The 14,347-nt window shown below is 31.9% G+C and carries 14 protein-coding genes; 1 reads left to right on the forward strand and 13 read right to left on the reverse strand.

All coding sequences use genetic code 11. The annotated features are described in order from the left end of the window. From ACIQZ6_RS09490 to ACIQZ6_RS09550, 13 genes are all read right to left on the reverse strand, one after another. Window positions 1-1,610 (reverse strand): hypothetical protein (locus ACIQZ6_RS09490; protein ID WP_395810488.1); only part of this gene is annotated, 1,610 nt, incomplete at its 3' end. A 17-nt stretch (window positions 1,611-1,627) separates the two neighbouring features. Continuing rightward, complete coding sequence (locus ACIQZ6_RS09495) at window positions 1,628-2,401, reverse strand: hypothetical protein (protein WP_395810490.1); 774 nt, start codon at window positions 2,399-2,401, stop codon at window positions 1,628-1,630. Between the two features lie 3 nt (window positions 2,402-2,404). Further along, window positions 2,405-6,079, reverse strand: coding sequence for a hypothetical protein (locus tag ACIQZ6_RS09500; RefSeq protein WP_395810492.1), 3,675 nt, complete (start codon window positions 6,077-6,079; stop codon window positions 2,405-2,407). 137 nt (window positions 6,080-6,216) lie between these two features. Further along, window positions 6,217-6,636 carry a GPW/gp25 family protein gene (locus ACIQZ6_RS09505; RefSeq protein WP_306550155.1) on the reverse strand — a complete coding sequence of 140 codons (420 nt, stop codon included), beginning with the start codon at window positions 6,634-6,636 and terminating at the stop codon, window positions 6,217-6,219. 4 nt (window positions 6,637-6,640) lie between these two features. Beyond that, the gene (locus ACIQZ6_RS09510) at window positions 6,641-6,940 is read right to left on the reverse strand and encodes a PAAR domain-containing protein (RefSeq protein WP_306550156.1); all 300 of its coding nucleotides are present in this window, start codon (window positions 6,938-6,940) and stop codon (window positions 6,641-6,643) included. A gap of 2 nt (window positions 6,941-6,942) precedes the next feature. Further along, on the reverse strand, window positions 6,943-8,733 hold the full coding sequence (gene vgrG / locus ACIQZ6_RS09515; RefSeq protein ID WP_395810494.1) for a type VI secretion system tip protein VgrG: 1,791 nt from the start codon (window positions 8,731-8,733) through the stop codon (window positions 6,943-6,945). Window positions 8,734-8,735: 2 nt separating this feature from the next. After that, the gene (locus tag ACIQZ6_RS09520; RefSeq protein WP_306550158.1) at window positions 8,736-9,404 is read right to left on the reverse strand and encodes a hypothetical protein; all 669 of its coding nucleotides are present in this window, start codon (window positions 9,402-9,404) and stop codon (window positions 8,736-8,738) included. Window position 9,405: 1 nt separating this feature from the next. After that, a complete protein-coding gene (locus ACIQZ6_RS09525; protein WP_306550159.1) occupies window positions 9,406-9,573 on the reverse strand; it encodes a DUF5908 family protein in 168 nt (55 codons plus the stop codon). A 1-nt stretch (window position 9,574) separates the two neighbouring features. Beyond that, window positions 9,575-10,024 carry a phage tail protein gene (locus ACIQZ6_RS09530; RefSeq protein ID WP_395810497.1) on the reverse strand — a complete coding sequence of 150 codons (450 nt, stop codon included), beginning with the start codon at window positions 10,022-10,024 and terminating at the stop codon, window positions 9,575-9,577. A 6-nt stretch (window positions 10,025-10,030) separates the two neighbouring features. After that, a complete protein-coding gene (locus ACIQZ6_RS09535; RefSeq protein WP_306550161.1) occupies window positions 10,031-10,486 on the reverse strand; it encodes a phage tail protein in 456 nt (151 codons plus the stop codon). 45 nt (window positions 10,487-10,531) lie between these two features. Further along, window positions 10,532-12,019: a phage tail sheath C-terminal domain-containing protein gene (locus ACIQZ6_RS09540; protein ID WP_306550162.1), complete on the reverse strand. Its 1,488-nt coding sequence runs from the start codon at window positions 12,017-12,019 to the stop codon at window positions 10,532-10,534. A 12-nt stretch (window positions 12,020-12,031) separates the two neighbouring features. Then, complete coding sequence (locus ACIQZ6_RS09545; RefSeq protein WP_395810499.1) at window positions 12,032-12,871, reverse strand: hypothetical protein; 840 nt, start codon at window positions 12,869-12,871, stop codon at window positions 12,032-12,034. Window positions 12,872-12,873: 2 nt separating this feature from the next. Next, a complete protein-coding gene (locus ACIQZ6_RS09550) occupies window positions 12,874-13,452 on the reverse strand; it encodes a DUF4255 domain-containing protein (RefSeq protein ID WP_395810501.1) in 579 nt (192 codons plus the stop codon). Window positions 13,453-13,639: 187 nt separating this feature from the next. Here ACIQZ6_RS09550 and ACIQZ6_RS09555 point away from each other — a divergent pair. Further along, window positions 13,640-14,347: hypothetical protein (locus ACIQZ6_RS09555; RefSeq protein WP_395810503.1), on the forward strand; the 708-nt coding region annotated here is incomplete at its 3' end.

A 14,347-nucleotide genomic window follows, 5' to 3' on the forward strand; every position in this document is an offset into this window, starting at 1 on the left:
ATTCTATCATCATTTAGATAGGATTCATATAAAGTAGAATAAAGATGAACTGGATAAGGGTATAAAAACTCATTAAATCTGGCTAAAAGATGGTCAAAAAGTTTATTTTTCCTTTTTTCAAAAGTTTTATCAGTTTCTAATGAATCTTTCAGGGATTTTATATAGCCATTATTTTCATCATTTTTAAATAACTCCCAATCCTGCTTAGACATTTCAGGATAGTTTGTGGAGAATTCTTTTAACAAGTATTTAACATCTGGAACGTTATATAGCGTATTCAGATAATACGTATTTAAACCATTATTGTCTATATCAACTGATAAAACATTGCCAATGTTTGAAAGCTGAGTCAAATAATTAGCCATGATTTGCTCAAAAAAAAGCAAATAACCTTTCAATTGTTTGGCTTGCGCCTTTCGAGACAATGGTGTTTTGTCTGCAAGACCTTCTTTTCCAATTCCATAGATCTTTGGAAAATGATTTTGAATTGAATGATAAATTCTATTGTCACGATATTTACCTCCTATTTGCTCTTTTTCAGAATTGGAATAAAAGGATGAAATAAAATCTCTTTTATCGGATTCTCTAATTTTTTGCAAAATAGAACGAAAAACAGGTCTCTTTACAGTTAATTCCAAATTATCTTTAAATAACTTAATATGCTGCTCTGATAATTTAATATCTAATAGAGCAAATGCATCTTCGCCAATTTTAAAGGGTTTGTTAAACCTACTTTGATGTCCGTTAATTATCTTTAAATTTTTAACTGAAAGCACTCCATCAATTTGGGATATTGACTTAATTAGTTCAGTTGGATCAATTAAAATTTTTCTATCAGTAAGCTCATTTTCTGGAATAAAACCATTCTTTAAAAGAGGACCATTATAGATTTGGTCAATACTTAATCCTTTATTTAAAAGTTCATCCTGTGTATAATAGTTCACAGGTTGATTTAGAGTGTTCTCCAAGCGGTGATATACATAAGCTAAAATTTCTTCAGCAAGCCGATGAGGTTCGATCATTATCTCAGCTTCGACTGTCAGTTTTTCAGGTTTTAAAATGATAATTTCATCAAGTATATCCTCACATAGATTTCTCCTTGACACAAAACATTTACGAACTTGATCAGCTATATTTATTGAAATATTATCATCTAGTAATAATTTTTCTGCTGTTTTAGGATCAACCTGAACAACAACACTATATAGACCACTTAAAGCACCATAAGAGTACTTTGATTTTAATGGATAAAACCAAACGTTTTTAACTACTTCAATCTCATCAATTATAACTTTTCGGAAATCATTGATAGTTACCGGACTAGTAGTTAAAATTTCCTCTTTGATAAAAAAAGCATTCTTCTGGTAGTCAATAGTACCATTTTCATTAGCTAAAAGATCCTGAAGAGGAAAATCAGTTCTATAAGCAAGCTCCGTAATGCTAAAACATAATTGTTCTAGAATCGTTAAACCAGGGTCATGAAGATTTAAGTCGGTCCAGCTTTTACCAGACAATTGTTGAATTAATTCAATTCCACTTTTACGCAAATAGTCAAAATTCAACGAAGGTTTCTTCAGAGCATCTTTTTCTATGGTAACTGGCTTGATCATTTATTAATTAAATAAAATTATTCGTTTGGATCAAGAAATAAAAAATCGTCCCATAAATGAGTTATACTGTAATGAATATTTACATTTTCTCCATAGTTACTATTTGATCTAATTTCTAGATTGTAATTATGAGTTGTTCCTGTCCATCTGAGATTTAATTTATTCCAGAAAAAACCATAATAGGTTTGCTGCTTTTTAATTTTACTTCCTCTAGGCCCATAAATACCTAAGGCTATAGCATGCATGAGTGCAAATCTACCAGTACCTTTTTTACCAGTTCTAGCCATAATTTCAAAAGATTGACAATGATCTAATTTTTCAAGAATAGTGTGCCAATTTCCATCTGCTGGTCTTGAACCACTATTATAAGTACCAATTCTGCCCTGCATAGCGACAAAACCATTGACCTCCATTTTGAATCTATCATCGCATTTTGTTCCAACACCTAATTTCCCGTTAGTATGAAAAAAAAAGCTATTGTTATTTTCATTTTTAACTCCTTCAGGAACTTCAAATGATTTTAATGTCAAGCTTGTAGGATCCAATTCATCCTTAGAAATCAGAAAAAAGGGATCTTGCTCATTAAGATCTTTATAGAAGGAAATCAAATTTTTGGCTTCTTCAATTGAAGAGATACGTAATCCATTAATGTCATCTTTGGAAAAACCATCATCAACCTTATGAACCATAGAATTAATGAGGTCTGAATAATGTTTTTCTGATGGCACCTTACCGTTTCTGAAAAACTCTTTTAGTTGCTCTCTACTTTGATATTGTTTTTTCTTTCCCATACCCTATTTTATATTATGGCTGATAAAAAGGTTAATATATTCCTTTTCATCCATATTTGTAGATGTAGTTTTGCTTTCTTCAGATAATGGCGATGAAATTTTATCGTAAATAATCATTTCATCAGAAATGGCAAGATTACCAATTCCTACCAGTACTGGATCAGAATATACTGCTTCTTCCATTATTGTAAACAAATGCTCATCTGAAGGAATGATAACTGCTTCAGGAACTGATCCTTTTATGTAATTCATATTATTTAACCCAAGATCATTCATGCCAGAAAGATTCTCGTCATTATGCTCATTTGACCAATTAAAGAAATGTAGCACAGAAAAACCTGTTAAATATTCAATATATGGTCTTTTTTTAATGTAATTTAATAACTCTGTAACATAAATATGTGATCCGATTTTAAATGAAGAGCTAGATTCATACAGCCATGGACATAAATATCTTTTTATATCATCATTAAGCTTTTGCATATAATAACCATGATCGTTAGAATGTTTTCCAGCGAATTTAACCTTTCCTACAAGTTTAATCTTTTCATAAACAGGATTATCCACCTCAATATCAACAAATGGTGAGATACCTGCTTTTATAAAGTTTTTTATTTTATATAAATCAGCTAGGTTTACTCTAGGTTGATTATTGGTAAAAAAAACTTCTTCAGCTTCCTTTGGTACTATAATTATCCTGATTTTTTTATTTCCAAATGATTGAAAATTATTTAATGATGATTCAGTAGAAATACTTTTTGCCATCAATAGCTGTGGAAACTCTTCTAGAATTGATTCTTCTATATCTCTGTTAGTGACCATTCTATTTTTGTGCCTTAAACGTTCACTAACCCTTAAATAATATTGGTCAATAGTTTCTGCTGGCTTTCCATCATATGAAGAGAATAACTGATGAACAGAATTGATCCCAGTTATTTTGTTTCTGAAAGATTTGATCGTATTAGGTGGTAATTTAATATCTGTAATCTTTGAATTGATATCAATAATACGGGTGGCTGTAAGAGCATGTGGATAAACCCCAATCATTTTAGACTTTACATTCCATTGACCACTACATGATGCTCTTAACCAACAAAGGTTAGGTAAAATTCTCGTACTTCCATTCTGTATATCTTCCGGTATTTTGATTCTAACAATTCCTGTATTAATAAAATTATTTGTACTATCATATAAAACCTCTCCTTTATCTAAAATTATCCAAGCATTATCATACAAATAACTCCAAATAATTGATTCCGGTTCTTTTAAATTGACAGAAAAATTTGTTGGCTGAAAATGAAATAAAAGACTTAATTCTTGTTTAGGATAAAGATCTTCTATTCCTATATAAAGATTATTTTCAAATTCAAAATCAGGAATAAAGTTATAGGGTTGTTTATCACTTTCAGGATAAACATTTACATAGCCAAAAGGATATTGATGGATTATCTTTAATGCTGAATCCTCATTTTTAGCTGTTTTAATAAGTATTTCTGAATGTTCAAGGGTATAGTCTACTGTTATTGACTTAATAACAGGAATATGTGGCGGATTTGGTAAAGGACGTGTTTTTGAAAATCTTTTTGAATTATGTAATACAGTTTCTGGAAAAATCTGAGGATATAGCCTTGAACCAAAGGCTTCTTGAGGAGAAGAAAATTCAAGTCTAATAGCCCCTTCAGTAAAATTGACATCAGGTATGATTCCTTCATTCTGTAGAAGTGGTCGATTAGGTAAATTAAGTCTTTTTAAATCAATATCTCTTATTTCTGATATTTCTGACAATATATCTGAACCGAAATCACCTCGAATAGTATTAAATAAATTAAATTCCTGTCTATTTGATAATGATGGTTTAAACTTTCCCTGCGATAATCCACTTAGCTTAACCTTGAAAGAATCATTCCTAATATTTGAATTGTATTCTTTCAAATAGGTTTCCCATCCTCCTGAAGCTCTAGGAAGATCAATCCATTCCATTTTTATAGTAAAGTCTTTGGTATACCTGTTGAATATATTTGTATTCTTTATATCAAGGTATGACCCTAAAACAGGCTGAGGGCCAAAAGGATGAAAAGGGTTATCAGGACTAACATTACCGACATTATTCTGCAGTTTTACTAATTTACCGCCACTTACTTTTGAAGAAATAGTAACACGCTCAATTAATAATTTTCTGAAAAATGAAAATGGATTATGTGTTGAGTAATTATTTAAAATTAATTTTATTATTGGCCATTCTGACTCATAGTTATGACCATGTTTTTCGGCTGAGTAAATATCAATAGCAGAATCTACAGGAGATAAGTCGAACTTTATTTCAAAATTTCTTTCTGCTATATTAATTTTAATTGTATACCATTTTACCTCCTCCCAACCGTTAGATGAAGTAAAACTAATTGTAAAAGCATCAGATAAAAGCTCATGACTTACAATTTGAAAAAGCTTTCCTGTTACACTTGAATAGTTCTTAAAATATTGAATTAAATTCCCAAAAGATAATTGTTCAAAATATATGATCAACATAATACTTCTCTGACCCTCAATTTGATAGAGTATGGGTGAGGCAAGTATAATTCCAATATCCGTATCTTCCATTGTACGATCATCATCGGATAGCTCATATTGACTTTCACCAAGAACTGGCCAAGAATGATTTACAGAATTTTGATCAAAAAAGTTTGATGCTTGAATGTTGTTATGTGAAGCTTTATAGAGCTCAATCTCTTTAACATCCTGGTTATCTTGATTTTGAGAGACAACCTGTATGTGTTCATCTAGAATTAAGGTTCTAAGTTTTTTTATTTTTGCCTTGGTTACAATTAGATCATCATTAATTGCGTAGAAAAGTAAATTAGAATCAACCTCAGCCTGTAGTTGTTCTCCTCTTTTAAGAATAACTTGATCAATTGTTGAGGGATCAAATACTATATGAACTGAATCAGGTTTAGCAGAATTTGATTGAAGTTCAAGAATATTTTTGTAGTAGTAATCAAGATGATCTGATGTTAGGTTATTAAGCTGGTTATTTAAATGTTCAAATAACTTAATAAAAGTAATGCACAAGGAAATATGCGGAGGGTATTCATTTTTAAGAAGGTCATAATCCTTAAAATAGAATGCAGTTACTGCTAATAAATTGTTATACTTAGACCTAAGGTTAAAAAAAGATTCTTTAATATAGAAAAGAGCTGGTAATATTATAATTTTTGATTCTGCTGCTTCAGTAAATATCTGTGGAACAAAAACATCGGGATCAGTATATTTTTCAGGATAAACAAAGGCAAATGATTCTCCAAAATGATTTTCAGCTTGTTTATTATAAGCTATAATTTCTGAAATTTCTTTATTTAACCCTTCTATTAAAGTTCCAAGTTCAAGGCTTATTTTATCTGAATTATTTCCATAATCAAATTTATTAAAGGTTGAATTAAACAGTTTAATTAAATTATGAAGGAATAAAAATAGATTATTTAAAGCCTCTATCGCTTCTTTATCTGAAGATGAAATATGAATTCTAGTTTCAAGTTTTTCAAATTGGATAAAGTAACTTGTAAGATCAAATTCAGTTATGAGTAGAATAAGAATATTTCTATCTGCTTTTAAAAAGTCTTGCCAATTACCCTCAATCTTATCCTTTTCGTTATAGAAATTAACCTGAGAGGCAAAATCAGACATGAATTTTAACAAATCAGAAATTTTACGATCATCAATCTTGACATAATTCGGATCGAGCGCTTTTATTCGTCTCTCATCCTGAGTCATACCATCAATTAAATCAAGTAACTGATCCTTTGCCATTCGCTATATAGTGCCTAAATAGATGAAACATTGGTTCCTTCAATTAAGTAATAAGGAAATACAATATTATGCCTAGAATTGGTGATGATTACCTTAAAATGAATTTTAATATGTAAAAGTCCATCCAAGTCATTTTGTTCTAAAACCTCGGTATTAATGAAAGTAATTCTAGGTTCAAAATTAAGCAGTGAATGATAAATAAGGTGATCCAAACTGGCAATAAGAGTTGAATCCACTTTTTCGAAAACTAGACGCTTAAGGTCACAACCAAATTCAGGCTGCATTAATCGTTCACCGGGTGTCGTACTAAGTATTATTCTAATACTTTCTTCAATATCATTGATATCCGAAACCATTGAAACAGAATAATCCGATTTATTAAACGTAGGTGGAAAACTCCATCCTGTTCCTAAAAATGATTTTACTTCTTCCATTTTTCTATCCCCCAATCATAACTGTTGGACTACCGAGCACAATTGAACCTCCATGAGCAGTAGAATCTCCCACTCGAGCAGCAGGTTTTTTCCCAATCATAACGGTTGCAGAGCCTTTTACAATTGTATCAGGAGGACCGATACAAATACAAGTATCGCCCATAACGGCAGCTGGTAATTTTTCAATTAGAACTGTAGGTACGCCTGGTCCATAAATAGGTCCACCTACATGTGGTGTTGGAGGTATACCTGCATCAACCATCGTACAAGTATGCATATCATTTAATCTTGCAGCTTGTGGCATATTTAATTTATCATAACCATTGCACCTTTTACTACTGTTTGACCAGATGCAGAAATTTCTGCAGAAGCATTACCTTTTGCAGTAAATCCCACCTTTGCGGTATTAGTTATATTTAATCCTTCTACGGCAACATCTTGTTTTGAATTCAGCGATAATTTTCCGGTTGCATCAAGTGTAATGTTTCCAGTAGCCTTAATAACTATATTTTTAGGACTTTCCATTTCAATACCTGATGAATTCAATTTTAGAGTATTGTTATTCTGATCTTTAATTGTTATGCCTTTTTCTTCGTCGTCTAATGTAATACTATTTCCGCCGGGAGTAAAAATTTTAATGATTTTTTTCTCCTCATCAAAATTAATTTCCATCTTACTTTTGGTAGTTATAGCCTTCGTATTATTTTCTTTCTGTATTGTAAAAGCCGCTTTATTTTTACTACTATATAATGATCCAAGTATCACTGGATGAGATGGATCATCGTCAACAAAACCAAGAATAACCTCATCTCCAATCTCAGGAAGAAAATAAAAACCAGCCATATTAGTGGCATAAATATTGGCCATTCTTGCCCATAATGCCTCAACACCTGTCATTCCCGGAATTGTTACCAATAATCTAAATTCAGTCTTTGGATCTTGATCCAATTGTTTAATTATTCCAACTTGGAGCCCATGAACAGCGGGAAATTGTCCGGCAGATGGTGAATATGAAAAATTTGATAGCTCGGAAATTGGTTTAGAGTCAAGACCAAAATTTACTTTAGTTATCCAAGCACCATCCTCAATAGTATGTTCAACCGCAGAAATATATGCTTTTCCATTATAGCGATCACTAAGCCCTGCAAGCTGAATCATATCACCAGCATTAACTTCTCCACTACCTTGAAAAGAAACTGATCCTTTTAAAGCAGATAAACGCATTCTAAGTAGTTTTGAGTCAGCCCAAACTTTTAAATTTGCTTCATCCATGGGTGTTCCTGAATAAAGTGTTAAGTCTTGCAGTTCAAATTCATCAGATAAAATATTGGTTTTTAAGTTTCCATGTTCATTTAAACTTGGTTCTGATGCCTTTGAAGCAGTTGTTATTGCAAGATCTTTAGGACTCCAACCAATAGTATTAATACTAGCAGGCTGTCTTTCTCCATCAAATTCTGCATTCAAAGAAAAAATGGAGTCACCATAAGTAACTAAGAGAACTGGAGTCGAATTAAGTTCGGGTTTTTTTACATGAAGTGAATCACCTTCATAACTTACAACCAAACCACAGAAATCTGCTCTAGACAAAATAAAGTCCCAATCGGTGGCAGATTTTTGATATAAATTTTCATACTGAAAAGTTGTTGAATCTACTGTGGCTGATAAAGAGTACTTTTTAATTATTGAAGAAATAATATCAGAATCGTTCTTATCTAAAAAAACTGAATCATTCCTGTTATAGGTCATTTGTACAGCCTTATGTTTACACGTTAAAATAAGGTTGCTTGTACTGTCATTACTGATTTTAATTGCTTGTTTAACAATTATTCCTTTAAAAATAACCAAATTTACTGAATCATAACCGGCACTGATTGAAATTTCCACCCCTGGTATAAGATTTGATTTTTCAGACAATAAAAAATCTCCAACATCAACTGCCCCATCAATTAGTACAATTTCGGCATATGGAATCCTATTTATTTCATAAACTGTGTGAATAGATACTAAGGGATAAGTATCTTCTAATGTGGCTCCATTTACACTAATGCTAATAGATAAAGTTTTACCTACGGTACTTTGAGGTGAACTAATTGCCATAGTTATTTTTTTATAGGTGGAAAATATATCTGATCTCCTGGTTTAATATCCTGGAAACTATTCAACCCATTAACGCGAGCTACTTCAATATAATAAGAGCTGTCCCCATAAATACGATAGGCCATTAATGGAAGTGTATCACCTGAATTAACTGTCCTTAAATGTGTCAAGTCAGGCGAAGAATTAGCTCCTTCTTGTATTTTGGTTTTATAATCCTTACTCTGTGTAATTGTAATATCTATAGTAGCTCTTAAAGCCTTACCTTGTGGATTAAAAAGGCTATACTTAATGTCTATTTTAGAACAAACACCAGTAAATTTGAGTGTTCCCCAAATAATGAGTAAATAATATGGCCTGTGTATTTCACCCTGATATTTGGTTACAAGGTCTGTGAATTTTTTAATATAATCATCAACATCATTAAATCCAGCAGGTAGTTTAACAACACCAGTCCCATCAACAAAAAAAGTCAATTTCAGATCACTTTGCCCCATACTTTTAAAGCTTTGGGTACTAGCATTGGAGCCAATAGTCTGATCCTGTGTATAATCTACTGTTAATGATCGCTCATAAGCCGATGGGTTAATAAATGCCACAATTGAATCGGATTCCACTCCTTTACAAGAAGGATCCTTAAACCCAAGTATTTTTAATTTAACCAGATTCTGCATATCAGCGTTCAGAAGTATTTTTCATTCGAAGACGAATGTTTTCCATACACTCTTTTACAATCTTATTTTTAAGAGCAATCAATTCATTTGGATCAATTCCTGAAATTGATTTCTTATTATTCTGGTCTACAGATACTTTTATAACTAATTCTCTGATTTCTATAGGCATCTCAATTTACTTTTGTAAAATAATCAAAACATAACTCCATGGTTTCAACTACCAATATGTTTTCCTGAGCTTTAAATTCTGAAATCTTCATTGCTACAGGATATGCATTAACGAACATCCAGGAGGAAATTGGTGCTCCTGTTTGATCGAGAAGGTTAAGATTAACAATTTTAGGAAAAAAAGTAAATAATTCGAAACTAGTTCTGGCCCATGCTATAAGTGGTGAGCCAATTAACATTCCTCTTTTGAGTATGAGGTTTTCATAATTAGGAGGGGTGGGGAAACGGTGTATAAACCTATTTTCCCCACCCTCTTCTACATTTTTTGGAGTTATTTTAACACTAAGTCCACTAACTTCCTGAAAACTACCTTCATTTACTCCCATTATTCCCTCTACATTTACTTTAAAACTAAAACCTACAGGTGGGTAATATTGACTAGTAGTTATCATAAATTATTATGCGCTTAATGAAAGGCCTTCATGTGCCAATTCCATCGTTTCAACTGCAATTTCATTCGCATCAGCTTTCATATCTGATACAGTCATTTTACATGGAAATGCATTCAATAACTTCCAGCTCATTGCCACAGCATTTGTTTCATCAAGTAAACTAATCAAAATAGTTGAACGTTTTATTGTGTTCATTTTGATCAAATTATACTTATCCCAAAGTGCTTTATCACCCTTAAATATTCCCTTTTTGAGGGTAATATTTCCAAATTTTTGTATACCAGGCATTTTCACAGTAGAATAAACCTTACTGTTACCTCCTCTGTATTCAATAACCTGAGTTTCTGATGACAACCCGGTTACTTCCTGAAATATAAGCTCTGCATCGTCCCATTTAACTTGAAATGAAAACTTGACTAACGGCCATGTTGCCGTTGACTGTGCTGCTCCATCTTCTGCCATAATTGTAATATTTATTAAATGTAAATAATAAGTTTAATTAATTGATTATGATTGTTGCATTTGTTGTTGGAAAGTAATTACGATAAACTCAGCTGGGCGAACCAAAGCTACTTTTACTGTAATTAACATTTTTCCATCAAGTATATCAGTAGGTGTCATTGTAGATCCCAACCCAATTTGTACATCAAAAGCAATCTCAGGTGCGGCACCCGCAAGAGCTCCTTGCTTCCAAAGATTTATTAGGAAATTCTCTATCATACTTTTTACTGTAATCCAGGTATTTGCATCATTTGGCTCAAACACATAAGCCCTTGCAGCTAACTTTATTGATTGTTCAATCATAATCAGTGTCCTTCTAACATTGATATATCTCCAATCTTGGCTATTTCCATCAAGTGTACGGCCACCCCATACTAGGCATCCAATACCAGGGAATGAACGGATAACATTAATTGATTTGCCAGCCATCACATCTACATTAAGACTTTGCTGACCTTCACTTGAAATGTTAACAGCTGGTGCATTAACCATATTAACTGAAACATTTGCAGGTGCTTTCCAAACTCCTCTGCTGTTATCAACTTGAGTATAAATACCTGCCATTGCTCCACTTGGAGGAAGCTGATTTAGTTTGGTACGAATTTCAGAAAGAATATTGCTATAAGTAGGACTTACAGCTTTTAATCCCTGATGCAAGTGTTTTTTAGCTGTAAGCAAATCAGGCGATCCTGCTTCAAACTTTGCACTATCCACATTGTATTTTGCATAGATATTCTTTGCATCAGCTTCAGGTAAAAGTGTAGAAAGATCACCATCAACATTCTCAAAATCTATTTCATCATTCTGAACAATTGAAGTGTTCAGCCATGGATAATAAGCTGCACCATAATTCAGAAAATTAATTCCAATAGCTTCACGGAAATTAGTAATCACTTCTGCCGTTTCATCTGTAGGATCTTGTTTTACAACATCAAGAATTGCAAAACGACTTTGCATTTTGGCACAATGTGCAAGTACTTTTTGGTAAATACCATAACATTCTGCACCTAAGGCGATTGCATCAGGAACTACAACTAGTGTTGGCTCAAATTCCTTTTCCAAAATGTCTAGAACTTCAAAATCACCAGCTTTTATTTCTAATGAATCTGCACCACCATATAGACCAACAGACATGATGTAGCATGGACCACCACCATTAGCATAAAAAAGACGAATACTATTGAACATGTAAGCAATATGCCCATCTTTAAATGCTACCTTTTTGGGAGCTCTATCAAGCATAAATGATTGTTCATCACCAACGCTTGAATCCTCAATTTTAAATTTAGATTTGAAACCTTCGCCAAAACATTCAATGTATTCTGCAAACGAAGTAATACGAGTAGGTTTTCCTACTAACGACTTCCCATTTCGCTCAGCCATTGATGTGTAGCCAATGAATGCCGGAACAGCAGTTTCTACTGCCACTGCTGAACTTGGGAAGGCGTTCTTTTCTTCCAGGTAGACCCCTGGTGTCATTAGTGTTGATGCCATTTTTAATTTAGTTTAGTTAATAAATATTTCAGAGTAATTTTTGTTTTCAATTTCAATATCACTTTTAATCAAAGTAATAAGTTCTGGATTCGCTTTTGGCAATGCCCGCATAACCACTTTATGTCTACTATATTTTGGATCGTAATTCTCAACAAGCTGAAAATTCTGAATACTTTGTTGTGAAAAACTTATAGGTTTCTTGGATTTAAATGCCAAACCAGTTGTTCCACTAAATTTTATAAATTCAGGCTCATCAAATAACTCAATACCAGAATTATCAATAATTGCCGGGTTATTAAGTGATTGTAAATCATCGCTCATCAATACATATCTCCAAAATGTTTCTTTCGCTTTAAAATTTAAAGAGTAACTGAAAGGAAGATCTGGAGCAATTCTAATGTCAAGAATTGCAAAAGGCTTCACAAAATAAGTTTCATCGATCTCCACAATTGATTTAAGATCCATATCTGAAACAAAATCACCCTTATGAATCATAGGTTTCAGATCGAAATCATTCTCTGCCTTATTAAAAAAATGAAATACCTTATTTCTAATATCAGCCCCCTCATCAATTGAAGTGTAGTTATAAAAATTGTTATCTGTAAGTGATAAATTAAATCTGCATTCGAGCACATTAGAAATAAGATCTACCCTACTCCTAAAACTACCATTAAAGTTAGTATCGTATAAAATACGAAAGCCACCACGGTATGCCTTTAATAGCAAACCATTATTCAAAAACAATAACTGAGTTGATGAGGAAGGCATAAAAGTCAAACTCTCAAAAACATTGTTTAAAAAATAAGTATGGTTAAACGAAACATTTAACAATACTTCATAGGCGTATTTCATTTTTATGAATTATCAATAGTGTTATCGCTCTCTACATCAGAAACTAATGGCCTGATTTCTCTAATAATATTATTATTATAGGTTAACATTCTTATTTTATATATAACTGATGGCATATATTTTGCTCCTAAACATCCCCAGACATTGTTTAATTGCTCGGGACTTATACTAGCCATTTCAAATATTAATTTATCTATCTCCGGATCTAAACGGGGCGTATTAACCCTGTTAAAAGCGCTTTTTTGCTGAAAAAAAGCGATAATGAAGGAGATGAACCTTAATGATTCCGGATAATTTCCATTACTGAAATACGCCGAAAACAACACATGAAGGTTAACTGTTAATACCGGTGACTTATTTATACCGAGTGAAGCAACTGAAAAAGAAGAATTATTCCTTCCTACGGTTTCTTTTTCGATATTAATAAGAGTTAGGAGGATTTTGTTTTCACCTTGGATGGCAATGGAACCATCCTGATTTACAATGGCAGATAAGATGACCTTATCTTCTGAAACTTTAAGTCTGATTCTGAAATGCTCATTGATTTCATCAACCAGACATGACAATGCCTCGTAAATCATTTTATAAAATATCCTAAACCAACACCAGATTAATTCCAACTCATTTTACGAACATCAGTATAAAATGATTAATTTTATATTGAATAAACGTAAAAATATATTTTTTGTAACATTAAGAAAATTATTTCATTTTTTAAAAAAAAATATTTTTTTATTTATGTTTACCTGAATCCTTCGAAGATTAAAAATGTTTAGATCCCTTATTTGTGTTATATATCTTATTTTATTATCGATAACATCCTCATTAGCAGGAATTAAAAACGATGAAAAACATTTTTATCACATAGAATATCGTACAATTCAAGATAGCACAAAGGCTGAAAAATCAAAGTCAAATCCATTAAAATTATTATTAGAGGCATTAAAATTCAAAAAAAATGCAATTACTAAGGAACAACAAAGAGTTAAAGTTCTTATTGAAAAAATAATCAAAAATGACACCTTGCTTGTTACAGTAAAGCATCTAGATGAATTTAAAAAAGAACTTGCTGAATCAAACAAAGAACAATTTCAAACTTTACTTGATTTAATAAAAGAACTCCAAATTTCTGATAAGAAGACTCCATCTGATGAGCCGGAATCCAAAGCTTTAGATAATAAACCTTTTAGATTAACAAAAGAACCTGATCCAAATGATAAATACATCAATGATTTGGTAGACAAGCTGATTCCAATATTAACAAATACAAAAGAAGAGCAGGAAAAGAAAAATTCGCGGCAGGAACAGTTAAAATTAATAAGAGAAGTTTATGCAAATAAAAATTCATTTATTGATACTATTAATGATAGTACAGCGATAAGATATAGACTTAAGCTTGGGCATAGAGCTGAGGTACTTGGTATTTATCCACATGAAACAAAGAATACTATAAATAAGTATAATCTAAACACTCTT

The organism is Daejeonella sp. (assembly GCF_044348475.1).
Taxonomy (GTDB): Bacteria; Bacteroidota; Bacteroidia; order Sphingobacteriales; family Sphingobacteriaceae; genus Daejeonella.